The organism is Actinacidiphila sp. bgisy160 (assembly GCF_965342435.1).
Lineage (GTDB): Bacteria > Actinomycetota > Actinomycetes > Streptomycetales > Streptomycetaceae > Actinacidiphila.
Genome location: NZ_CBDRCM010000011.1, coordinates 128,028 through 150,642 on the forward strand (window position 1 = coordinate 128,028; position 22,615 = coordinate 150,642).

At 72.5% G+C, this 22,615-nt stretch carries 16 protein-coding genes, 1 tRNA gene, 3 pseudogenes and 1 riboswitch; of the genes and pseudogenes, 9 read left to right on the top strand and 11 right to left on the bottom strand.

The window, feature by feature from the left end; all coding sequences use genetic code 11:
• Positions 1-72: 72 nt before the first annotated feature.
• Positions 73-303: pseudogene (locus ACRWNP_RS12685) on the top strand (LLM class F420-dependent oxidoreductase); the annotation flags it as partial.
• Here the strand turns inward: ACRWNP_RS12685 and ACRWNP_RS12690 are convergent.
• A complete protein-coding gene (locus tag ACRWNP_RS12690; RefSeq protein WP_431961226.1) occupies positions 290-826 on the bottom strand; it encodes a hypothetical protein in 537 nt (178 codons plus the stop codon). The pseudogene ACRWNP_RS12685 and the gene ACRWNP_RS12690 overlap by 14 nt on opposite strands.
• A 143-nt stretch (positions 827-969) precedes the next feature.
• Here ACRWNP_RS12690 and ACRWNP_RS12695 point away from each other — a divergent pair, with 143 nt between their 5' ends.
• Positions 970-1,257: a hypothetical protein gene (locus tag ACRWNP_RS12695; protein ID WP_431961227.1), complete on the top strand. Its 288-nt coding sequence runs from the start codon at positions 970-972 to the stop codon at positions 1,255-1,257.
• A gap of 7 nt (positions 1,258-1,264) precedes the next feature.
• Here the strand turns inward: ACRWNP_RS12695 and ACRWNP_RS12700 are convergent, their stop codons facing one another.
• Genes ACRWNP_RS12700 through ACRWNP_RS12710 form a run of 3 tightly spaced genes read right to left on the bottom strand, consistent with a single transcriptional unit; the run spans position 1,265 to position 4,421 of the window.
• Positions 1,265-2,368, bottom strand: a complete 1,104-nt coding sequence (locus ACRWNP_RS12700; protein WP_431961228.1) for a prenyltransferase — start codon at positions 2,366-2,368, stop codon at positions 1,265-1,267.
• Entirely contained in the window at positions 2,365-3,102 is a 738-nt protein-coding gene (locus ACRWNP_RS12705) for a class I SAM-dependent methyltransferase (RefSeq protein ID WP_431961229.1), read from the bottom strand. Before ACRWNP_RS12705 ends, ACRWNP_RS12700 begins: the two co-directional genes overlap by 4 nt.
• Complete coding sequence (locus ACRWNP_RS12710; RefSeq protein ID WP_431961230.1) at positions 3,096-4,421, bottom strand: glycosyltransferase family 4 protein; 1,326 nt, start codon at positions 4,419-4,421, stop codon at positions 3,096-3,098. The genes ACRWNP_RS12705 and ACRWNP_RS12710 overlap by 7 nt, the downstream gene beginning before the upstream one ends.
• Positions 4,422-5,277: 856 nt before the next feature.
• Between ACRWNP_RS12710 and ACRWNP_RS12715 the strand changes: the two genes are divergently transcribed.
• The 6 genes from ACRWNP_RS12715 (at position 5,278) to ACRWNP_RS12740 (ending at position 12,217) form a co-directional block, all read left to right on the top strand.
• Positions 5,278-5,910: a TetR family transcriptional regulator gene (locus tag ACRWNP_RS12715; protein WP_431961231.1), complete on the top strand. Its 633-nt coding sequence runs from the start codon at positions 5,278-5,280 to the stop codon at positions 5,908-5,910.
• 143 nt (positions 5,911-6,053) lie between these two features.
• Positions 6,054-6,129, top strand: a riboswitch (cobalamin riboswitch).
• Positions 6,130-6,239: 110 nt separating this feature from the next.
• Positions 6,240-7,388 carry a prenyltransferase/squalene oxidase repeat-containing protein gene (locus tag ACRWNP_RS12720; RefSeq protein ID WP_431961232.1) on the top strand — a complete coding sequence of 383 codons (1,149 nt, stop codon included), beginning with the start codon at positions 6,240-6,242 and terminating at the stop codon, positions 7,386-7,388.
• On the top strand, positions 7,385-8,011 hold the full coding sequence (locus ACRWNP_RS12725) for an SCO2322 family protein (RefSeq protein ID WP_431961233.1): 627 nt from the start codon (positions 7,385-7,387) through the stop codon (positions 8,009-8,011). Before ACRWNP_RS12720 ends, ACRWNP_RS12725 begins: the two co-directional genes overlap by 4 nt.
• Before the next feature lie 614 nt (positions 8,012-8,625).
• Complete coding sequence (locus tag ACRWNP_RS12730) at positions 8,626-9,747, top strand: CbiQ family ECF transporter T component (RefSeq protein ID WP_431961246.1); 1,122 nt, start codon at positions 8,626-8,628, stop codon at positions 9,745-9,747.
• Positions 9,744-11,366 carry an ABC transporter ATP-binding protein gene (locus tag ACRWNP_RS12735; RefSeq protein ID WP_431961234.1) on the top strand — a complete coding sequence of 541 codons (1,623 nt, stop codon included), beginning with the start codon at positions 9,744-9,746 and terminating at the stop codon, positions 11,364-11,366. Before ACRWNP_RS12730 ends, ACRWNP_RS12735 begins: the two co-directional genes overlap by 4 nt.
• Entirely contained in the window at positions 11,363-12,217 is an 855-nt protein-coding gene (locus ACRWNP_RS12740; protein ID WP_431961235.1) for an ECF transporter S component, read from the top strand. Before ACRWNP_RS12735 ends, ACRWNP_RS12740 begins: the two co-directional genes overlap by 4 nt.
• Here the strand turns inward: ACRWNP_RS12740 and ACRWNP_RS12745 are convergent.
• Entirely contained in the window at positions 12,205-13,500 is a 1,296-nt protein-coding gene (locus ACRWNP_RS12745) for an alpha/beta hydrolase (protein WP_431961247.1), read from the bottom strand. The genes ACRWNP_RS12740 and ACRWNP_RS12745 overlap by 13 nt on opposite strands.
• Positions 13,501-13,563: 63 nt before the next feature.
• Positions 13,564-14,048, bottom strand: a pseudogene (locus ACRWNP_RS12750) (steroid 3-ketoacyl-CoA thiolase); the annotation flags it as partial.
• A gap of 381 nt (positions 14,049-14,429) precedes the next feature.
• Between ACRWNP_RS12750 and ACRWNP_RS12755 the strand changes: the two are divergent.
• Positions 14,430-14,504: transfer RNA gene (locus ACRWNP_RS12755), tRNA-Val, on the top strand.
• 92 nt (positions 14,505-14,596) lie between these two features.
• On the opposite strand, the gene ACRWNP_RS12760 is transcribed toward ACRWNP_RS12755, so the two are convergent.
• The 5 genes and pseudogenes from ACRWNP_RS12760 to ACRWNP_RS12780 all read right to left on the bottom strand — a co-directional run.
• The gene (locus ACRWNP_RS12760) at positions 14,597-14,989 is read right to left on the bottom strand and encodes a tyrosine-type recombinase/integrase (protein WP_431961236.1); all 393 of its coding nucleotides are present in this window, start codon (positions 14,987-14,989) and stop codon (positions 14,597-14,599) included.
• 326 nt (positions 14,990-15,315) lie between these two features.
• Positions 15,316-15,411, bottom strand: a pseudogene (locus ACRWNP_RS12765) (hypothetical protein); the annotation flags it as partial.
• A 316-nt stretch (positions 15,412-15,727) separates the two neighbouring features.
• The gene (locus ACRWNP_RS12770) at positions 15,728-15,940 is read right to left on the bottom strand and encodes a helix-turn-helix domain-containing protein (protein ID WP_431961238.1); all 213 of its coding nucleotides are present in this window, start codon (positions 15,938-15,940) and stop codon (positions 15,728-15,730) included.
• Positions 15,941-16,863: 923 nt separating this feature from the next.
• Positions 16,864-17,112 carry a hypothetical protein gene (locus ACRWNP_RS12775; protein WP_431961239.1) on the bottom strand — a complete coding sequence of 83 codons (249 nt, stop codon included), beginning with the start codon at positions 17,110-17,112 and terminating at the stop codon, positions 16,864-16,866.
• Between the two features lie 154 nt (positions 17,113-17,266).
• A partial coding sequence (locus ACRWNP_RS12780; protein WP_431961240.1) for a DNRLRE domain-containing protein occupies positions 17,267-22,615 on the bottom strand: 5,349 nt, incomplete at its 5' end.

A 22,615-nucleotide genomic window follows, 5' to 3' on the forward strand; every position in this document is an offset into this window, starting at 1 on the left:
CATGCGGCTCGCTCCGGCCCTCGGCTGCTGGAGGCGCGGCCCCTCTCCCGGCCGGCTGTCCCTGGCGCAGGAGGCCGAACGAAGGAGGCCCGGCGCATCCGGGAGCCGCTCCTGTGCGGGCGGCGCGAGGAGGCGGTGGCGGCGGTGCCGGACGCCTTCGCGGACGAGATCTCGCTCGTCGGCCCGCGGGAGCGGATCGCGGAGCGGCCGGAGGTGTGGCGGTCGGGCCCGGTGACCGACCTGCTCGTCACCGCGCCCGGCCCGGCCACCCCGCGGGTGCCGGCCGAGCTCATCCGCCGCTGAGCTGGGACAGCGAGGGCACCTTGTCGGTGACCTTGGCGCCGGCGTCCTCACCGGCCGACTTCACGCCGCTGATGGTGTCCTGGAAGGTGCCCACGATGTCGTCCGTGCCCTGACCGCTGCGCAGCTTGTTCGGCAGGTCCTTGAGCGAGTCGATGCCCGCGGTCAGCGGCGCCACCAGTTTGGAGAGGGTCGGGTCGCCCTTGGCGTTCTCCGCGGCGGCCTTGAGCCGGTTGTAGGCGAAGGCCCCCGCCAGGCCGGCCTTGACCAGGGTGAGCTTGCGGCCGTCGGCGTCCTTCTCGAACTTGCCCTCGCGGTAGGGCTTGACGATCCACTGGTAGGTCGCGCCCGCGGCCAGTCCGGCGTTGGCGACGAAGCGCGTCTTGGCGAGCTTCTGCTTCTGCACGGAGGAGGTGGGGCTCGCGGTGCCACCGCCGGCGCTCTCGCCGGAGTCCCCACCGCAGGCGGGGACCAGCAGCAGGACGCCGGAGAGCAGGAGGGCGGTCAGGGCACGGCGCAAGGGCATGACGGTTTCTCCCGGGGGATGCGGTGCGTGATCGCATCCTCGCCCGGGCCCCGCGGACCGGCCACCGCACAGGGCCGTACGGGGCGTCAGTCGGGCGCGGGCCGACGACGTTTCACTGCGCCGATCGGGGCAAGACGGCAGGTATGTCCAGACGATATCGCGGCAATCTCGCGGCCACGATCATCATGGTGGCCGCGGACGTGGCGGCCTTCATCCTGATCCTGTGGATCGTGCTGTGGATGCTCGACGCCAACCGGGCGAACGACCTCGTGGAGTGGATCCACGACATGGCGTCCTGGCTCGGTGGCTGGGCCCACGACATCTTCTCCACCCAGTCCGCGTGGGCGCGCACCCTGCTGAACTACGGTCTGCCGGCGGCGGTCTACCTGGTCGTCGGGCACGCGGTGGCGGGTCGCGTCAACCGGGCCTGACGCCCGTTCACCGGCCGGCGCAGCACCCCGCCGCCTCGGGCACCAGCCCGAGCGGCAGCCGGTCGCCGCCGAAGACCGCCGTCGTCGCCTCGTCCCCTCCCAGGGCGGCGACGGCGAGCAGCAGGGCCCCGGCCGTCCACGTGGTGCGTTCCCGGGGCCACACCGCGGGTCCGGTGCCGGCCTGCGCGTCGCCCTCGAAGACGTAACCGGTCCAGTACATGCCGTCCTCGGCGCGCAGGTGCCGGATCGCGGCCAGGATCTCCACCGCGCGGTCGGACTCGCCCATCGCCCACAGGGCGAGGGCTAGTTCGGCGCTCTCGCCCCCGGTCACCCAGGGATTGGGCACGACGCAGCGCACCCCGAGACCGGGCACGACGAACTCGTCCCAGCGGGACCGCATGCGCTCGCGGGCGGCCTCACCGCGCAGCACCCCGCCGAGGACCGGGTAGTACCAGTCCATGGAGTAGCGGTCCTTGTCCAGGAACCGCTCGGGGTGGTGGGCGACGGCGTGCCCGAGGGCGCCGGCGGCCAGCTCCCAGTCGGGCTGCGGGTCCTCGCGGTGCTCGGCGACGGCCAGCGCGCAGCGCAGCGCCTGGTACATCGACGAGCAGCCGGTCAGGAGCGCCTCCTGCGGGTACGTCCCGTCGTCCTCGCGCTTCCAGGCGATCTGGCCGCCGGGCAGCTGGAGTTCCAGGACGTACTCGACGGCCGCGTACAGCACCGGCCACATGCGCTCCAGGAAGGCGTCGTCGCCTGTGGAGAGGTAGTGGTGCCACACGCCGACGGCGATGTAGGCGCAGAAGTTGCTCTCCCGGCCCAGGTCGGTGGGCTCGCCCTCGTCTCCGTCCGCGTAGCCGTAGGCGGCGTACCAGGAGCCGTCCGGGTTCTGCCGGCGGGCGAGCCAGGTGTAGGCGGCCTCGGCGTGCTCGTGCTCGCCGGCGGCGTCCAGCGCCATGGCGGCCTCGACGTGGTCCCAGGGGTCCAGGTGGCCCCCCTCGAACCAGGGCACGGCGCCGTCGGGGCGCTGCACGGCGAGTATCCCGGAGACGGTCTGCGCGGCCTGCTCGGATGTCAGGACGCCGGGGAGGACGAGGTGTTCGGTCCGCCTCACGCGTCGACGCCCGCCTTCGGGGTGTGCGGCTTGGTGGCGTAGGCGACGAAGCTCTTGCCGATCAGCGGGTTGAGCGCGCTCTCGGCGAGCCGGGTGGCCAGCGGCTTCTTCATGATGTCCCAGACCAGCAGCTTGTGGTACAGCTTCACCGGCAGGGCCTTGTCGTTGTCGACGCCGACGGCGCACTTGATCCACCAGTACGGGGAGTGCAGCGCGTGCGCGTGGTGGCTGCCGTACGGCCGCAGGCCCGCCTCGCGGATCTTGCCCAGCAGCTGGTCGGCCCGGTAGATGCGGATGTGGCCGCCCTCGACCTCGTGGTACGCGTCGGACAGCGCCCAGCAGATCTTCTCCGGCCCGTAGCGCGGCACGGTGACCGCGATCAGCCCGCCGGGCTTCAGGACGCGCACCATCTCGGCGAGCACGCCCTTGTCGTCCGGGATGTGCTCCATGACCTCGGAGATGATGACGCGGTCGAAGCTGTCGTCGGGGAACGGCAGGCTCAGGGCGTCGCCCTCCACGGCCGTGGCCGTCGCGCCGGCCGGGGCCTCCCCGGCCTCCTTCATGGCGGCGAACCACTTGGCGACCTCGCGGATCTCGTCGCCGTTCCGGTCCAGGGCGACCACGTCCGCCCCGCGCCGGTAGCACTCGAAGGCGTGGCGGCCCGCACCGCAGCCCAGGTCGAGCACGCGGTCGCCCGGGGCGAGCGGGAAGCGGGAGAAGTCGACGGTCAGCACGTGGAGTCTGCTTTCGTCCGGGACGGTGACTGGACAGTGGGCCGCGGCCCCCCGGCGGCCTCGATCGCCGCGCGGTAGTGCTCGGCCGTGCCGATGGCGGCCCGCTCCCAGGTGAAGCGGGCCAGTACGCGTTCCCGGCCGGCCAGTCCGAGGCGGCGGCGCAGCTCGGAGTCGCTCAGCAGCCTGCCGAGCGCCGCGGCCAGCGCGCCCTGGTCCCCCGGCGGCACGGCCAGGCAGGTCTCCCCGTCCGGTCCGGCCACCTCGGGGATGGCACCCCCCGTGGTGGCGACCAGCGGGGTGCCCGTGGCCATGGCCTCGGCGGCCGGCAGCGAGAAGCCCTCGTACAGCGACGGCACGCAGGCCACCTGGGCGCTGCGCACCAGGTCGACCAGCTCCGCGTCGCTGATGCCCTTGACGAAGTCGACGGCGCCGCCCAGGCCGTAGCGCTCGATGGCGGCGGCCACCGGGCCGTCGTCGGCGCGCTTGCCGACGACGACGAGGTGCGCGTCGGGGTGCTCGGTGCGCAGCTTGGCCAGGCCTTCGACGAGGTGGACCAGGCCCTTGAGCGGCACGTCGGCGCTGGACGTGGTGACGATCCGGCCCGGCACCTCGGGCACCGACGGATCGGGCGAGAAAAGCCCGGTGTCGGCGCCGATGTGCACCACGTGCACGCGGTCCTCCCGCACCCCGAGGTGGTCGACGATCTCCTGGCGGGAGGTGCCGGAGACGGTCAGCACGGACGGCAGCCGGCGCGAGACCCGCTTCTGCATCCGGGTGAACCCGTACCAGCGGCGGACGGACGCGCGGCGCTTCCACCCCTGCGCGGCGTCGAGTTCGAGCTGCCGGTCGACGGTGATGGGGTGGTGGATGGTCGTCACCAGGGGCGCGCCGAGGGCGCGGGAGCCGCCGAGGAGGCCGTAGCCGAGGGTCTGGTTGTCGTGGATGACGTCGAAGGCCCCGCGCCGGGCGGCCAGGTGACGGCGGGCGCGCAGGCTGAACGTCAGCGGCTCCGGGAAGCCGCCGGTCCACATCGTGCCGACCTCGAGCGCGTCCACCCAGTCGCGGTACTCTCCGCGCTTCGGGGTGCGGAACGGGTCCGGCTGACGGTAGAGGTCCAGGCTCGGCAGCTCGGTGAGGCGTACCCCGTCACCGACCGCGTCGAGCACGGGGTAGGGCTGTGCGCCGATCACCTCGACGCTGTGGCCGAGGCGGGCGAGTTCCCTGGACAGATGGCGCACGTAGACGCCTTGGCCCCCGCAGAACGGGTTCCCCTTGTAGGTGAGCAGCGCGATCCGGAGCGGCCTGGCCTCTGCGGTCACTCACGGCCCCCTTCTCACTGCACTTCAGCGGGAGCGTAGCCGCCTGTGCCTTGCTAGAACAAGTTACAGAATCAGTTACTCAGGAGTTGGCCCGAGAGCACGAAGATACCGGTAGCCGTGCGGCCCGCCCTGGCCGGTCCGGGTGATTCCCGCCACGCCGCGGTGGCCGCGGTCGGCCCATCCGTCCTGCCCCCAGCCCCCGGCCGGGGACCCCTGTCCGGCGCGGCTGGTGACCGCCTCGCGCTGTGTGCGTCGGGGGTCGCTGCCGCGCCGGGGCACTCCCCCAGCCCCCGGCCGGGGGTGCCTTCACTGGCGCACCCCCGCCACCCCCTCCGTGTGTCGCCCCCCGGCTACCGCTGGGAGGTGTCACCCGCGTGGCGGTCCCCTCGGCCGGAGGCTGGGGAAGGCTGGGCCCACCGACGTGCACACGTGGGGGTACCTCCCAGCCGCCAGGCCGCGGAAGAACCCGTGTGCGCTCCGCACAGGTGCAGCGCCGCTGTGGGGCTGCGCCCACGCCGTCGGGCGGCCAACGGCCGGACGAGGTGGGGCTGCGGGAAGTCGTCCCTTCCCCGGCTGCCGCTGGGGGTGCCCCCACGCCCGCGGAGGACCGCCCGCCCCCACAACCATCCACCGGCCGCTGGTCGGGCAACCGACGAAGGCGGCTGGGGAGTTGGGGACCCCGGCCGAAGGCTGGGGGAGGGTGGGCGTTCTGGACGCTGACGCATATGTGTCGTGCGGCATCCGGGGCACGACGAAGACCGCCCGCGGCAGGCGCGGACAACCCGCACACGACAACCGGCCGGCGGCGCAGCCCGCAGTACGCTGGGGGCCCGTTCCGCAGGGCGCACAGATTCGGATGGGACAGATGACCGCAGCTCCTCAGCCGACGCCGTCCCCCGTGCCGCTCACCGAACGTCAGGAAGCCCGCCGCCGCCGTATCCTGCGCGCCAGCGCCGAGCTCGCCGTGCGGGGCGGCTTCGACGCCGTCCAGATGCGCGAGGTCGCCGAACAGTCGAACGTCGCGCTCGGCACCCTCTACCGGTACTTCCCGTCCAAGATCCACCTGCTCGTCGCCACCATGCACGACCAGCTGGAGCACCTCCACGGGACCCTGCGCAAGCGCCCGCCCTCCGCCGCCGCGCCGGCGGACCGCGTGGCGGAGACACTGATGCGCGCCTTCCGCGCGATGCAGCGCGAGCCTCACCTCGCGGACGCCATGGTGCGGGCGCTGACCTTCGCCGACCGTTCGGTCAGCCCGGAGGTGGACGCCGTGTCGCGGCTGACGACCGCGATCCTCCTGGACGCGATGCGGCTGGACGGGCCGCCCGGGCCGGAGCTGCTCTCCGCGGTGCGCGTCATCGAGCACACCTGGCACTCGGCCCTGGTGACCTGGCTGTCCGGGCGCGCCTCGATCGCCCAGGTGAAGATCGACATCGAGACCGTGTGCCGGCTGATCGACCTCACCGATCCGCGCCGCGCGAAGTCCTGACCCCTCCGGCCCGTTCCGGGGCGCGGCTCGGACCGGTCGCGTGCACCGCGGTGTGAGGCAGACCGCACAAGACCGGGGGCGGCACGGCAAGCGGTCCCGGCTAAGGTGTGCTCGACACACCAAGTCCAATCACGTCCGAGTGGGGGAAGCCGGTGCGAATCCGGCGCTGACCCGCAACCGTGAGCCGTCCCCGCCCGGGGAGGGCCCAGCCGGAACACCCGCGCGGACGGGAGCGGCTCTTCCGTCGAGGTACACGGAGCCGGAGCCCGGTGCCGTGAACGCGCGCCCGCATCCGTCTGCGCGACCGCTCACCCGAAAGGCACCATCCGATGCACCTGCGCCGCACCGCCGCGGCCGCCCTGGCCGCCTTCAGCACGCTCCTCATAGCCGCGTCGCCGTCGCCGTCGCCCTCGCCGTCGCACGCGGCGGCGCCCGCCGCGCTGTACGGGGACGCCGACCCGACGTACGACGGCGTGTGGCGCCAGTCGTACGCGCTGCTGGCGCTGCACGCGGCCGACACGGAACCGGCCGGGGACGCGGTGGAGTGGCTCGCCAAGCAGCAATGCGCGGACGGCGGCTTCGCCTCGTACCGTCCCGACCCCGCGGTGCCCTGCGACCCGAAGACCGAGGACACCAACGCCACCGCCATCGCCGTCCAGGCGCTCGCCGTCCACGGGCAGGACTTCGCCGTCAAGCGCGCCGCCGAGTGGCTCGCCAAGGTGCAGAACCGCGACGGCGGCTGGTCCTACAACCCCGGCGGCGCCTCCGACGCCGACTCCACCGGCGTCGTCGTCGGCGGCCTCAAGGCCGCCGGCACCGACGTCAAGTCCGTGACCACCGACGGCCGCTCGCCCTACGACGCGCTGCGCTCCCTCCAACTGGCCTGCGGCAAGAAGGACGGCGGCGCGTTCGCCTACCAGCCCGACGCCAAGTCCGGTGCCCTCGTGGCCAACGCCAAGGCCACCACCGACGCGGTGCGCGCCGTCGAGGGCGCGGGCTTCGTCGTCGAGGCCCCCGACCGCGACGTCCCCGTGCGCTCCGAGTGCGGCGGCAGCGCCTCCGACGCGGGCGCCGCCTGGCTCGGCGCCCGGCTCGCCGCCGGCGGCGGCCACTTCGACGCCGTCACCCCGGGCTCCGACCAGAAGACCCCCGACTTCGGCACCACCGCCGACGCCGTCATCGCCCTCGCCGCCGGCGGTCACCTCGACGCCGCCAAGGGCGCGTACAACTGGCTCGCCGCCAACTCCGCCGCCTGGGCCAAGGACAACCCCACCGCCCTCGCGCAGCTCGCCCTCGCCGCGTACGCCACCGGCAACCCGATGCGGGACCACGTGACGCGGCTCACCGCCCTCGGCCCGGTGGCGCAGCAGAAGCCCGATTCCTCGGGCGGCGGTTCGGTGTGGTGGATCGTCGGCGCGGGCCTGGTCGCCGGCATCGGCATCGGGGTGCTGCTCGCCGGCCGGAAGCACCGGCTGTGAGGCGGCCGCCCCTGGCGGCGGCGGCACTCCTCCTGGCCCTGGTGGCCGCCCTCGTCGCGACGCCCGCACACGCGGCCACCTATCGGTACTGGTCCTTCTGGCAGCGTGACGCCTCCACCGACGCCTGGACGTACGCCCGAACCGGGCCCTCCCTCAGCCGCCCGGACGACGGTGCCGTCGAGGGCTGGCGCTTCGGCGTCAGCCCTGACGCCGCCTCGGCCGCCCGCCCCCGCGGCACCGCCCGGTTCGCCACGATCTGCGACGGCACCCCGGCCCGCCGCGGCACCAAGCGCGTCGCCCTGCTGCTGGATTTCGGCACCGCCGCGGACGCCCCGGCCGCCCGTACCGCCTGCGCCCGGCTCCCCGAGGACGCCACCTCCGCCGACGCCCTGGCCGCCGTCGCGCCCCCGCTCCGCTACGACTCCGCGGGCCTGGTGTGCGCCATCGCCGGCTACCCCGCCAAGGGGTGCGGCGAGCAGGTCACCGACGACGCCGCCGCGCCCGACGCCTCAGCGCCCTCCCCAGGTCCCGCCCTCGGCACCTACGGCGCCGCCGCCGCCGTCCTCGTCGTCGCCGCGGCCGCCGCCTGGCAGGTCCGCCGCCGCCGGGGCGACCGCCCGTGACCACCGCTACGCCCCTGCCCTGGCCGTCGCGGGCCTTCCCCCTGCTTCCGCGGCCGCGAAAGCGCCCCCGCGACGACTCCGCCGCCTCGTCCCGCACCCCCCGCGCACCACGAACGGCCCTGGCAACCGCGGAACAGGGCACGCCCTTGCGGTCCTTCGCGCTACCGGCTCGGCTGCGCCCGCGCGAGCGCCGGGCCGCGATGCCGAGCCGCGAGGACTCCTTCGCCCCGGACGGGCGCACGACCGACGCCGCCCCCGCGGCACGACCGCGGCACGACCGCGCCAAGGGCCCCTTGCGCGGCGCCGACGAACCACGCACGGCCGATCCAACCGCCGCACGGCCCAAGCCCCCGGCCACGGTCCCCCCGGCCACCGCCCCCGGCTTCAGCACGAAACCGCGCAGGGCCAACCCGGCCGCCGCCGTGGCCCCGGCATCGGCGGCCCTCGCCTCGCCCGCCCGCCCGCGACCACGCACCCCGGACGGTTTGCCCGGCCCGGTCACCCACGGTTCCGGCGCGGCGGTCCGACCCCGGCGGCCCATCCCGCCCGCGGGCAGCGACACTCGCCCTCTCCGTCGCGGCACCGAACGCGGCGGCTCAGGCCGTTCGCGGGGCCTGCCGCGGCGGCCGGACCGGGGCGAGCAGGCCGGCGCGGCCTACCCGCGGCAGGCGGGCCGGGGGCGCGGGCCGCACGCGGGGGCGTGGTGGCTGTGGGCGCTGGGGCTCGCCACGGCCGCGTCGCGGACGACGAATCCGGCGCTGCTCGCGCTGCTCGCCGCCGTCGCCGGGTACGTCGTGGCGGTGTGCCGGGTGCCTGACACGCCGTGGTCCCGGTCGTACGCCGCGTTCCTCCGCCTGGGCCTGGTGGTCGTCGTCATCCGGCTCGCCTTCGCCGTCGTCCTGGGCTCCCCGGTCCCCGGTACGCACACCGTGCTGGCCCTCCCCGAAGTCCCGCTTCCCGACTGGGCGCAGGGCGTCCGGCTCGGCGGGCGGGTGACCGCCGAGGGGCTGTGGTTCGCCTTCCGCGAGGGCATGCGGCTGGCCACGCTCCTGGCGTGCCTCGGCGCCGCCAACGCCCTGGCCAACCCGGCCCGGCTGCTGAAGTCGCTGCCGGGCGCCCTCTACGAGGCGGGAGTCGCCGTGGTCGTCGCGATGACGTTCGCGCCGCACCTGGTCGCCGACGTCCGGCGGTTGCGGACGGCCCGCAGGCTGCGGGGCCGCCCGGAGAAGGGCGTACGGGCATTGCTCCAGGTCGGACTGCCCGTGCTCGAAGGCGCCCTGGAGCGTTCCGTCGCCCTCGCGGCCGCCATGGACGCCCGCGGCTACGGCCGCACCGCCGAGGTACCGCGCCGCGTGCGCCGGGCGACCGTCGCACTCACCCTCGGCGGGCTGCTCGGGCTGTGCGCGGGCACCTACGCGCTGCTGGCCGCCGCGGGCGCCGCGTACGGACTGCCCCTGTTGCTGGCCGGTGCCGCCGCCGCCGTCGCGGGGCTGCGGCTCGGCGGGCGGCGCTCGGTGCGCACCCGCTACCGCCCCGACCGCTGGGACGCGACCGCGTGGCTGATCACCGCCTCTGGCGTGGCCGTCGCCGCGCTGACGATCTGGGCCGCCGGGGCCTACCCCGGCGACCTGGACCCGCCCGTGGTGCCGCTGACCGCGCCGTCGCTGCCGCTGTGGCCCGGGGCCGCCGTCCTGCTGGGGCTGCTGCCCGCGCATCTGAAGGGAGCCCGCCCGTGATCCGCTTCGAGCAGGTCTCCGTCACGTACGACGGCGCCGCCGCGCCGGCCGTCGCCGGTGTCGACCTGACCGTCCCCGAGGGCGAACTCTGCCTGGTCGTCGGGCCCTCCGGCACCGGCAAGTCCACGCTCCTGGGCGCCGTCTCCGGTCTCGTGCCGCACTTCACCGGCGGCGTCCTCACCGGCCGGGTCACCGTCGCCGGGCACGACACGCGCGCCCACAAGCCGCGCGAGCTCGCCCATGTCGTCGGCACCGTGGGCCAGGACCCGCTCGCGCACTTCGTCACCGACACCGTCGAGGACGAACTCGCCTACGGCATGGAGTCGATCGGCCTCGCCCCCGACGTGATGCGCCGCCGCGTCGAGGAGACCCTCGACCTGCTCGGCCTCTCCGACCTGCGCGACCGCCCGATCGGCACCCTCTCCGGTGGGCAGCGGCAGCGCGTCGCGATCGGCTCCGTCCTCACCGTCCACCCGCGGGTGCTGGTGCTGGACGAACCGACGTCCGCGCTGGACCCCGCCGCGGCCGAGGAGGTGCTCGCGGTGCTGCAGCGGCTCGTCCACGACCTGGGGACGACCGTGCTGATGGCCGAGCACCGCCTGGAGCGGGTCGTGCAGTACGCCGACCAGGTCGTCCTCCTCCCGGGCGGGGACGCAGCCCCGGTCTCCGGGCCGCCCGCGGAAGTCATGGCGGTCTCGCCCGTCCGGCCGCCCGTCGTCGCGCTCGGCCGCCTCGCCGGCTGGTCGCCGCTGCCGCTGTCGGTGCGCGACGCCCGCCGTGCCGCCGCCCCGCTCCGCGAGCGCCTGGCCGGCCGTACCCCGCCCGCGCCGCTCTCGTCCGCCGCGGGAGAGCCCGTCGTGACCGTCACGGGGCTCACCGTGCGCCGCGGCCGTCTCGAGGCGCTGCGGGCGGTCGACCTGACCGTACGGCCCGGCGAGACCGTCGCCCTGATGGGCCGCAACGGCGCGGGCAAGTCCACCCTGCTGGCCACCCTGGCCGGCCTGCACGCGCCCACCTCGGGCAGCGTGACCGTAGGCGGCCTGGAGCCGTCGCGCACCAGGCCCGCCGAGCTGGTCCGCCGGGTGGGCCTCGTCCCGCAGGACCCCAGGGACCTGCTGTACGCCGACACCGTCGCCGCCGAGTGCGCCGCCGCCGACACCGACGCCCGCGCCACCCCGGGCACCTGCCGTGCCCTGGTCGGCGAACTGCTGCCCGGGGTCGCCGACGGCACGCACCCGCGCGACCTGTCCGAAGGTCAGCGCCTCGCCCTCGCCCTCGCCGTCGTGCTGGCCGCCCGGCCCCCGCTGATCCTGCTCGACGAACCGACCCGCGGCCTGGACTACGCCGCCAAGGCCCGGCTCGCCGCGCACCTGCGCGCCCTCGCGGCGGACGGCCACGCCGTCGTCCTCGCCACGCACGACGTCGAACTCGCCGCCGAACTCGCCCACCGCGTCGTCGTCCTCGCCGACGGCGACCTCGTCGCGGACGGCCCCACCGCCGACGTCGTCGTCTCCTCCCCCGCCTTCGCCCCGCAGGTGGCCAAGGTGCTCGGCCCACTGCCCTGGCTGACGGTCGGCCAGGTCGCGACAGCCCTGGCGGAAACGGCGGGGCCCGCGTGACCGCGCGTCCGCCGCGCGCGGTCCGGCTGGGCGGGCGGGCCGTCGTCGCCCTGACGCTCGTCTCCGTGATCGGCGTCGCCGCCTTCGGCTGGCCGCTGCTCGCCGACCCGGGCTCCGGTCTCGCCCACAGCAAGGACGCGCCCTGGCTGTTCGCGTTGCTGCTGCCGCTGCTGCTCGCCGTCGTCATGGCGACCATCGCCGACGACGAGGAGGGCCTGAGCGCCAAGTCCGTCGCCATGCTGGGCGTGCTGGCCGCCGCGGGGGCGGCCCTGCGTCCGCTCGGCGGCGGCACGGCGGGCATCGAGCCCATGTTCTTCCTCGTCGTGCTGGCCGGCCGGGTGCTCGGCCCCGGCTTCGGCTTCGCGCTGGGGGCGTTGACGATGTTCGCCTCGGCCCTGCTCACGGGCGGGGTCGGGCCGTGGATGCCGTTCCAGATGCTCTCGATGGGCTGGGTGGCGCTCGGCGCGGGCCTGCTCCCCGGCGCCGGCCGGCTGCGCGGCCGGGGCGAGCTCGTCCTCCTCGCCGGCTACGGGGCGGTGTCCTCGGTCGCGTACGGAACGATCATGAACCTGCAGGGCTGGCCGTACCTCGGCGGCCTGTCCTCCGGGGTCTCCTTCGTGCCGGGCGACCCGCTCCCGGACAACCTCGCCCGTTTCGCCGCGTACTGCCTGGCCACCTCGCTCGGCTGGGACGTGCCGCGCGCCGTGCTGACCGCCGTCCTGGTCCTCACCCTCGGCCCGTTCGTGCTGCGCGCCCTGCGCCGGGCCACCCGGCGCGCCGCGTTCGGCGCGCCGGTGGCTTTCGGGGACGGCGCCGCGCGCCCGCCCCACGTACCGCCTCAGTCGCGCTGACGTGCCGGCGCCGCGAACCAGCGCGCGACGCGGGGCGCCGAGCGCAGGAACGCGCCGAAGTGGTCGGTGTCGCCGGCGTCGGCCAGCACCGCCCTCACGTCGTGCGCGGCGAGGTCGTCGCGGCAGCTCTCGCTGTTCCCGATGGGCACGTCGCGGTCACCGCTCGCGGTGTACAGCCGCACCGGCACGTCCGGCCGCCAGTCGCAGGTGCCGTCGGCCTGCGCCATGGCCCGGCGCAGCGCTCCGGTGGGGTGCCGCATCCGGTGCGTGAAGCGGTCCGTGAGCAGTTCGTCCACCGACCCGGGCAGCTGCCGCAGAACGTCCTCGTCCTCGTGCTCCCCGTCGAACAGCCCCTCCACGACGCGGTCGTAGGGCGCGCGGAAGGCCTCGGAAGGGGAACCGTAGAGCGGGTGCAGCCGGTTCTGCGCAACCAGGAAGTACGCCGTGTAGAAGACCCCGCTGTAGCCCTGCACCCGGCCGTCGAACAGTGCCGGGACCTCCGTCCCCGACACGTCGTACGGTCCGCTGACCGGGGCCAGCGCCCGCAGGACGAAGTGCCGGTCGGCGCCCTGGTGGAGCGCGCGGCCGAGCGCCATCGCGACCTGGCCGCCCTGCGAGAAGCCGGTGGCGAGCACGTCACCTGTGAGCGGCCGGTCCAGCCGCGCGGCGGCGGTGCGTGCGGCCCGCAGCATGTCGACGGACGCCGTGACCGCGGAGCGGGTGTCCATGTACGGGTGAGTGCCGGGACCGCCACCGAGGCCCAGGTAGTCGGGCGAGACGACCGCCCGGCCACCGGACGCGTACAGGTAGGCGGCGCTACGGGCCCAGCCGTCGGCGGCCGAGGGCGCGTCGTGGCGGTAGGCGAGCGTGCCGTGGGTGTCGGAGACGACGGCGAGCCGGTGCGGCCCGCCGCGGGGCAGCGTGAACAGCCCGGTGGCGGTGGTCGGCGTGCCCTGCGGAGTGACCGTGCGGTACGTGAGCCGGTAGGCCGTCACCCCGTACCGGACGGTGTCGCCGGGCAGGCCCGCGCCGGCGAGAAGGCGTGACAGCGCGGCGCGGTCGTGGGTTGCCAGCGGGGTCACGGAGAGCAGGTGCCCGCGGTCCGCCGGTGCGGGGGCCCATGTGGCGGAGGCTGCGGCGGCGGGCGGGCGAGGGGCGGCCACGGCCGCCACCGGCCCCGCGACCGCGCCGATGGCGACGGCCGTCGAGAGGACGGTGGCGGCGCCCGCGAGCGCCCTCCGCCGCGCTCGCGGAGGACGCCGGTGTGTGGTGTGGAATGTCATGCGCCCATGCTCGGCGCCCACGCCCGCCGCCCGGAATGCGGTGGGCCCCCGGGCGTACCCGGGGGTTGTCCACATCCCGCCGGTGTGCATCACGTTCAGCGCGAACTCCGCTTCCGCGCGCTCCAGTTCGTGCAGCGCTGTGGTGATCGGACGGGCCCCGATGGCCCCCACGGGGCGGCCGGGGGCGATCGCGCCGCCGTCGACGTCGACCTTCTCCAGGTCCTGGTCGAAGACATGGGCCCAGGCAGGGTTTCGCGCAGCTCTCGTCACGGTCGACCAGCCGCCACATGCCTGGCCGGCCAGCTGCCCCTCCTTCGTCGTGGGCACCTGCGCGGCGAAGGTCTCCCGCTTGAAGCGCCCCTCGGCCCAGGCCCGCCCGGCCCGCTCCCGCGAGACCAGCCCGAGCGGGGCGACGTATTCCCGGGTCGGCCCGCGGCGCCGGGCGAGGCGCTCGGCGGCCTCGAACCGGTTGGGCGGGCCACGTTCCACTCGTCGCCGCTGCCGAGCGGCTCCCGTGACATGGCCTCGACGCCGTAGCCGGTGCCGATCAGCGGCCGCGATCGTGTTGGCGATCACCGATCAGCGGTCCTCCGCGCCGAGCGCCCCCGCACCGCCGCCGACGAGATCGTCCGCTGGGCTACCCCGTCACCTCCTTCCAGCGCGCCGCCACCCACGCACGACACCGAGCTCGGAGGCGCCGAGATCCGTGAGGGCGAACCACGACCCCGAGGTTTTCACCGCCCCGGCACCTTCGACATCACCCGCGCCACCCTCCCCGTCATCCGCCTCGCCGGCGAACCCCCGCCGCCTCCGCTCCCCCTGGCTCAACGGCGTGAAGGAACTCCGCCGCGTGCCCTATGCCTGACCCCGAGCGTGCGTTTGCTGGTCACGGGGTATGGCAGGGTAAGGTGTGCTTTCGCGTGTCCAGCGGGCGTGTAGCTCAGCGGTAGAGCGCTGCCCTTACAAGGCAGATGTCGGCGGTTCGAAACCGTCCACGCCCACCAGCCCCAGCGCATGGCAAAGGCCCAGGTCGTCCGGTATGAGTCCGGAAACCTGGGCCTTGATCTTTTGCCGTCCGTGAGGGCCGCCGTGCCACTCACGTGCCAGATGGATCGGCGTCGGGCCCCTTCACCCGCCGGATCTGGTCGTCCACGTGCCCCGCGATCTCGTGGTCGCGGCCGTTGACGAGGTGCTGGTAGATCAGGGCGGCCCGCACCGAGGAGTGCCCCATGCGGTGCATCAGCTCCCGCGTGGAGGCCCCGCCCGTCGCAGCCAGGGTGTTGCCGGTGTGCCGCAGATCGTGGAAATGGACGTCCCCGAGGCCGGCCGTGCCAATGGCCCGCAGCCAGATCCGCCGGAAGTTGTTCCGCCGCAGCACTCCCCCGCGCGGCCCGACGAAGACCCGACCTGTGCGGCCCGGCTCGGAGTAGTCGGCGAGATGCGCCGCCAGCTCCGCAGTGAGCGAGGCGGGGAACGCCACGGTGCGCACGCCGGCCGCGGACTTGGGAGCCTGACCGTGAGCCCGTCCGACCGGGTCTCGGCAACCGACCGGCGGACCGAGATGGTGCGGCGTTCCAGGTCCACGTCCCAGCGCTGGAGACCGGCCAGCTCCCCGAAGCGCAGCGCCGTAAAGGACGCCAGCAGGATCATCACCCGGTAGCGCGCGGGTACGGCGTCCGCGAGCCGGAAGACTTCCGCCACCGACAGGAACGGTCGCTCGGCACTCGGTGCGGTGGCGCCACCCTTGATGCGGCACGGATTGCGCTGGACCAGGCCGTCGTCCACAGCGGTGTTCATGATGGCGCGGAGGATCTGATACGCCTTGGCGACGGTCGCCGCACCTACGCCCTGGTCAAGGAGGGTCGTCCGCCAACGCCGCACCTGCGGGGTGGTGATGTCCCGGAGCGGCACCGCGCGGAGGTCGGCAGGATGTGCAATTTCAGCGCGCTGCCGTTCCGTTCGCGGGTGGTGGCCGCGTAGTCCCGATCCTTGAACCAGCTCTCGGCGTACTCACCGAACGCGATCTTGAGGTCGGGGTTCTGCCAGTCGCCGTCAAGGATCTTGGCCTCTTGCTTCACAAGCCAGCGGTCCGCATCGGTCTGACTGGCGAAGGTCTTGTCCGCCGTCCGCATCAGCCCATCCGGGCCCCGATAGCGCGCCTGGAAACGCCCCGAAGGCAGCTTCCGCACCGACCCGAAGCGACGACGGCGCCCCTTGGAGTTCGCCATCAGGCCACCGCCTTCAGCCGCGCCGTGGCGCTCGTGACCGGCTGGACCGTGTGGTCCGCGATGAAGGCTTCGACCGCGCTCTCGGGGATGCGGACATGGCGGCCGACCTTGACGAACGTTATGCGGCGCTCGGCGATCAGGCGGCGCGGGAAGCGCACCGAGGTGCCGAGCATCTCGGCCACCTGGTCCACGCTGAGGTATCGCTCCTTCATGCTGGGGCTCCTTCCATGGTCAGTTGGTCTCGCAGGGCTTCGCGGGCGGTTTCGCGGTTGAGCTGGAGGTCCCGGGCGGACTCGCGCGATGCCATCCGACGAACCGACCTTACGTAGCCCAGGACCTGGCCGCTGCACGCGACCGTCAAGGGCCTACGGTGTTCGACTGGCTCGTCGAGATCTTCGAAGACGGAGCCCCAGGCTGCCTGAGACTCCAGTAGCCAGGTGGTCGGCGAGGCCAGACAGAGCCGGACTGCCCGAGCGCGGTAAGACTTTCTCTCCTTCATCAAGGCGCTCCCGCCGCGCAGAGCGCGGCGGCGCGCGGCCCGGCGCCTCGGGCCGACGCTCCAGTCTTCGCCCCGCTCCGGCCCGGCCGCCGGCCGCCCGCCAGACGGCGAGGTGTTGTTGAGGAGAAACCCGCTGTGGCTGAGGCGGTCGGCTCCACGGCTTTACCCACCTCCCCGGTCCGGGACCCGCGCCGAGCACGACCAGGGGACCACTCGGACACATTGCGGGCAGGGACAAGCCTGCCCGAGTTACCGACCAGCGTACGGCCCCCTGATCATGCCCGGCCCCAGCCCAGGCAGGCCACCGGCCAAACCCGCTCCGCCAACCAATGAGCGCTGCCGCTTTACAAGTCTGCTGGACGTTGAGGATTCCGTCGGCGCCTCGACGACTGCAGTTTCGCTGAGAAAACGTCATTCAGTTCGACGCGCTCCGCAGGATCGCGTTGCTGCCGCACCCCACGAGGACGAGGGCGGCTGCTATCCACAGTGCTGCGAATCGACGCATTTCTTTACCGAGGTTCGGGCGGGTTCGACCACCGAGGATTTGGACCGGTCGCCCACCGTGGACTGTCTTCCGTTCAGCGCCAGGTCCTTCAGGGCCAGCCGTTCAGCCCTTGTCTCTGTTCGTCGTGAGACTCAGGCATCGTTCGAAGGTTTTTCACCCGCGGGCTCTTTCGGCACGCGGAGTTGTCGCGTGAACTTCAACTGGCCGGCCTTTCGAAGCTGAAACATTGCCGAAGTCCATGCGACGGCGAGCAGAAAGGCAGCGGTTTCGATGAACTGATGTGCGTAATCGCCGAATTCGACACGCAGTTCCACGTAGAAGCCAATGAAGAGGAAAGCCACAAAGGCTTGCACAGCGGAAAACAAGATGAGCTTTGGCACGCTACCTCCTATAAATCCCACGGTTCAGCGGGGCCGCCACCTGTGGGAGCCCCGGTTGAATTCGGTTGAGCTCCGGCCAGGCGACCAACCCGGTCGCCTGGCCGGAGCCATCTATTTCCTTAGGTACGTCAGGCTGCTAGGCCGTGGGCAGCACTCAACAACTCCGGTACCAATGGTAGATCTTGGGATACCACCAGAGGCCACGGAACTTCCATGCCGAATACACGCCGAGGCACTTATTCCTCTTTACGGCCCTCTTTGCCATCCAGATGACCCACGTTGCGTAGCCAGCCATCAAGGCTGCCACTGCGGCCCCGTACTGGCCTCCAGCCCAGCTCAACGCGAAGCCGAAGACGACGCTCCAGAAGCCGACCGCGTAGGGCCCTTCGTCCGCCAGCCAGTTGGTGGCCCACTTGTTGAAGTAGACCCGGACGGCGGCGCCCATGTGCCAGCCAGCCGACTGGCACCAGCAGCTCTTCCAGAACCCCCACAGGTGCCATTGGACCTTGCCGAAGTAGCGATACAGCGTGGTCCACTTGTGCCACTTACCGTTGAGGTCCTCCTTGTTCACCGGATCGGCGGCCGAATAGTCGTAGGCGTTGGCACTGCCCCCGGGGACCGGGTCGATCGAGAGGAAGCGGCCCAGGGTCGGATCGTACAGCCGTACGCCCATGAGAATGGCTCCGGTGAGAGTGTCGCTGGAGCGCTGCTTCCCGCCGAGCCAGCCATAGCGGGTTGTCGGGCTGCCCGGTGCTGTGTTGCCGTACTCGTCCGCACGGAGCACGACCGGGTTCTGGGTGATGTCCACCGGCAGTTGGACGCTGACGTCTCCGTGGATGTTGCTCAGCTGGAGCACCGTGTCGCCGGTGGCGGATGTGGTGGCTTCCATGTTGCCCGTCAGCCCTTGGACGTTGCGGGCGATGACACCGCCCGGGTCCAGGGTGATCCACGACGGGCTGTCACCGTCGTCGCCGTAGTGGCTGGTGCTGTGGCTGGTCTGGCTCCAGGTGCCGCCGGTGTCCTGCGTCTCTGTAGCGGAGGCAGCGAGGCGTTGGGCGGCGTCCAGGTCCCAGGTCTGGCGCGTGGTGCCTATGGTCTGTCGGCGCACCAGGTCGTTGGCGTAGTAGTCGATCGTGGCGCCGTTGGCCTGGGTCGTGGTGCGGCCGAAGGCGTCGTAGGTGACACCGCCGGCGATGAGCCGGTCGGCGCTGTCGTATGTGGCGGTGACCGTCGTGGCTCCGGTGTCGGTGCACCCTGCCGCGGGCGCGCTGACCGAGGTCGCGAGCGAGGTGCGGTTGGTGTTGCCGTCGAAGGTGTAGGCGCGTCGGGTGCAGGTTCCGTCGGCTGCGGTGTCGTCGGTGCGGATGAGACGGCCTGGATTGTCGTAGGTGTAGTCCTGTGCCGTGGTGTCGCCGGCGGTTCCGGTGTGGTGAACGATCCGGCCGTGAATGGAGTAGTCGACGGTGTCGGCGAGGACGATCGTGCTGTCGCTGTCCCGTGTGTAGATCGCCGAGGTCTCGGCGCCGGCGGTGTCCGCGTCGACGGTGAGGGTGTAGCCGCCGGGCAGGTGCTCAACGGCGAGGTTGCCTTCGGTGTCGTAAGAGGCGCTGAAGGTTCCGGCGACCGAGTCAGTGATCGAGGTGGCCAGGCCGCGTGGGTCCTTGGTTGTGTCGTAGGTGTAGGTGGTGGTGGACGGAACGGAGTCGGTGGTCTTCACCGACCGGTCCAGGAGGTCGTACTCGGTTGTGGTGGTGTTCCCGGCGCCGTCGTTGTAGCTGATCAGGCGGCCGAGCTTGTCGTAGCTGGTGGCGATGGTCTGGCCATTGCTGGTGACCGTAGCGGTCTGACCGCTGTCGGGGTTGTAGGTGGTAGTCGTCTGGGAGACCGCAGTGCCCACCCCGCCGGTCATGCTGACGTTCGTGATCCTGCCGGCGACGTCGGTGGTCGTCGTAGTGGTGCGAGTCACGCCATTGGCGGTCTCCGTCACCTTCGACGGCTGGCCCCAGAAGTCGTACTCAATTGTCCTCGTGGGCAGTTGGGTGGGGTTGGTACCGGCGCCGGTGATGCCACCGCCTGGTCCCGTGGAGCACACCAGGCCCGCCCACTCCGGCCTGCCGTTGCACGCGCCGGTGCCCGTTGCCGACCAGTAGGTGGTGACCGTCGTGCCCGCGTCGGCGCCGGTCGACTTCGGCAGGGTGGTCTTGCTCACCCGGCCTTGGGCGTCGTAGACCGTGGTCTTGGTGAGGTTCTTGCCGCCGGCATCCTCGATTGTGCTGGTGGTCTGACCCTTGACCCAGTCGTAAGTGGTCTTGTTGGCCACCGTGTCCGCATCGACCGGGTAGCCGTCGACATGCGCCCCAACGGTGACCGTAGTGGGCATGTCCTGGATCGTGGCAGAGCCGTCCGTCGGGCGACCCTCGTCGTAGGTGGTGACGCTGTGCCGTCGTGCGGCCACCTGCGTGCCCGCCGGCAGGCTGGTACCGCCCGTGCCAGCCTGTAGGGTGCTCGTCAGCGTGACAAGGTGCAGGGGCTCGTACACATCCAGCTCTCGCGCCCCGTCACTGGAGTAGTTGTGGAGGGTGGACAGCGCCTGAGCGCGCTCAGCGGTCGACACATCGCTGATTCCCAGGCGGACCAGGGTGTCCAGTTGCTGGCCGCTAGTGGCCAGCGCCAACTCTCGATTTGTCGCGGTCAGTTCGCGAACAGTGGCGCCACGGTTGTCATACTCGGTTACGGAGATGTGCCCGCCCGGGGTGGCGGTGTTCACCTCCCGGCCCGAGGCGTCTGCGTAACTGATCCCGGCGCGCGTGTAGTCGGCCGCAGTCAGCGCCTGGCCGTCGTGCGAGACGGGAACGGCATCCGGCGGGAACACCGCGGTGGCGTCGGTCGGCACATCGCTCTGCCCCCAGGCAGCGACGTCGGATGTGCCCATCGCGTACGGCGCCCTGGTGCCGGTGAGCGGCACGTCGTAGACCAGGCTGGTGGCCGCGGTGCCCTCCGAGACGTCCGCGGTGCCCTGCCTCAGGCCGGGCCGCGAGGCCGCCAGCAGCATGCCGTCACCGGCCGTGGCGGCGTTGCCGGCCCGACCGTACGTGAAGGTCCACGACAGCTGTCCGGGGTCGGTGAGCTGCGTGACCCGGCCAGCGGTGTCGTAGCTGTAGTCAGTGAACAGTGACGGAACGATCTGCGGATTCCACACCCGACGCAGATGCTTGGCATCGTCGTACAGGTACATCTGCATCGACTTCGACGTCGCCGCCGATGCGCCCGGCTCCGTGGCCCACAGGCGGATCTCCTTGACCTGCCCGGCCACATCCCCGAACGCGTTGGGCGTGGCGGTGGTGGCGGTGGCGTAGACGAACTCCAGCAGGCGGCAGCCCTTGGCGGACGGCGTGGCCGCGCAGGTGTCCGCGGACACCGCCGAGGTCGGGGCGATCACGTACTTCGGGCGGGCCAGGGTCTGGCTGCCGGAGACCACCTTCTCGGACACCACCGTGGTGGTGGAGTTCGCCGCAGACAGATAACTGGTGGCCACCTGCCATGTGGTGGCGGCGGGGTCGACCTTGACGAACGTGGTGGTCGTGCTGGCGGTGTCCTTCAGCGTGAACGACCCGGTCAGCGAACCGATGAGTGTAAGGGCCTCCGAACCTGGCTCCGGCTGCCAGCCACCGCCGCTGGTGGCGGTGAACCCGGTGCCAGCGCCGTGGGAGTCGATCAGTTCGACCGAGGTGGCCGACGTCTGGCGGATGTCGCTCCAGTCGGAACCGGAGGTGTCCGCGGTGATGCCCGATATCCAGTCGGGGCCGAAGATGGCCGCCTGCCCGTTGGTGTCCTCGCTCATTGCGCTCTGCCGCGAGGAGGTGGTGCGGTCCACCGACAGGCCGAACGCGGAGGCGTCGGGGGCGGAGAAGGTGAAGTCACCGGTGAGCATGTTCACCTCACCCGGCCCCACTTCCTGCGTGGGTGCGTCGCCGGCCTGGCGGTCCACCGTCACCGTCACCAGCTGCGAGTAGCCGGTGGTGGTGCCATCGGTGAAGACGGCATGGATGTCGATCGGGCCGTCCTCGGGCAGGCTGGTGGTGATGTTCCACGTGAGCGCCGGGGGCGCGCCGTTGGGTGCGGCCACGGGCCACGCGGTGACGGGGCTGCCGTCGGCGCTCTTGGACACGTCAGCCAACGGCACGGTGTGCCAGGAATCGGTCTCGCCGCGCCGGTACTGGTACGTCACACCGGTGTAGGTGGTCTTGCCGGTGGCGGACAGGGCGACGCGCCGGGCGGGTCGGGCGCCGTCGCCGGGCGAGAGGATGGCCGCGCCGTCGGTGCCGACACCGAAGGAGTACTTGGTGACGGTGGTGGACAGGTTGCCGCCGGAGTCGATGGTCTGGGCGTAGAGGGTGTGCCAGCCGTCGGCGGGGGTGATGGAGATCGTGAGTGGGTCGCCGCCGGTGCCGTTGGTGGTGTCGTCGACGCGCTTGGGCAGGGACGGGTCGTCCAGGCCCCACTTGAAGCCCTGGCCGTCGGTGGCGGTGGTGTCCAGGGTGCAGGTCACCGCCCCCGGGGCCTTGGCCGTCCAGGTGTTCTGCCCGTAGGTGTCACACACCACAGTCGGCGCGGCGGGCAGGGCGGTGTTCAGCACGAAGTTCGTGTAGCCGGACCAGGTGCCGTAGTCGGTGCCGTCATAGGCCCGCACCCGGTAGCGCAGGTGCGTGCCAGCGGGGAAGGCCGAGGCCGACGGGATGGCCAACGTGGAGGTCGAGCCGGACGCGACCGTCTTGCCGTACGCGGTGTAGGTGTAGGTGGTGTCGGCGTTGGTCGGGTTCGGGGTGATCTCGAACTGGGCCTGGGCGTTGCCGCCGTCGGCGTCGGTGACCTTCGCCGACAGGGTCGGGGTCAGCGAGGTGACGTACCGGCTGCCGTTGTAGGCGTTGACCACGCTGGGCTGGATCGCCGCGGAGGCGGTGGTGGCGTAGGAGTTGTAGGTGACCGTCAGGTGCGGCTCGGTGGCTCCGTCGACGCCGGAGTTGTAGTTCGCCGAGCGGAAGCGCCGCCAGGTCAGCGTGTCGTTCTCATCCGCCGACCGCAACTGCAGGCCGTAGTTGGCCGAGCCGTCGGCCCAGGCCTGCACGATGGCGTCGATGTCGAAGTTCATCGTGCCACCCGGGCAAGCAGAATCGTCCCAGCCCAGAGCAGCCTTGTTGGTCACCGCGCCCGTGGTCGTGGTCGACGGCTGCGCACCCCACGTCACCGTCGAGGACGACCAGGTGCTGGTGATCCGGCGGACCTGAGTGCCGGCACCGGCGGTGGAACAGGTCGAGGAGTAGTACGAGTACAGGGCAAGGTTGGTGTCGGTGATGTGCTTGCCCTTGAACTTCGCCACATCGAACATCAGTAGCTGTTGTCGTTCCGATCTTGAGGGGTGGGTATCGAACGGGAGTCTCGATTGGGTGGTGGCGGGGTGCTCGGCGCATACGAGTAGGGCCTCCTGAACAGCTCGTTGGTGTCT

Excerpts from the sequence above, each read along its gene's own strand:
- ACRWNP_RS12690 (WP_431961226.1), bottom strand. The coding sequence starts at position 826 with ATGCCCTTGCGCCGTGCCCTGACCGCCCTCCTGCTCTCCGGCGTCCTG.
- ACRWNP_RS12695 (WP_431961227.1), top strand. The coding sequence starts at position 970 with ATGTCCAGACGATATCGCGGCAATCTCGCGGCCACGATCATCATGGTG.
- ACRWNP_RS12715 (WP_431961231.1), top strand. The coding sequence starts at position 5,278 with ATGGGACAGATGACCGCAGCTCCTCAGCCGACGCCGTCCCCCGTGCCG.
- ACRWNP_RS12720 (WP_431961232.1), top strand. The coding sequence starts at position 6,240 with ATGCACCTGCGCCGCACCGCCGCGGCCGCCCTGGCCGCCTTCAGCACG.
- ACRWNP_RS12745 (WP_431961247.1), bottom strand. The coding sequence starts at position 13,500 with ATGACATTCCACACCACACACCGGCGTCCTCCGCGAGCGCGGCGGAGG.
- ACRWNP_RS12770 (WP_431961238.1), bottom strand. The coding sequence starts at position 15,940 with ATGAAGGAGCGATACCTCAGCGTGGACCAGGTGGCCGAGATGCTCGGC.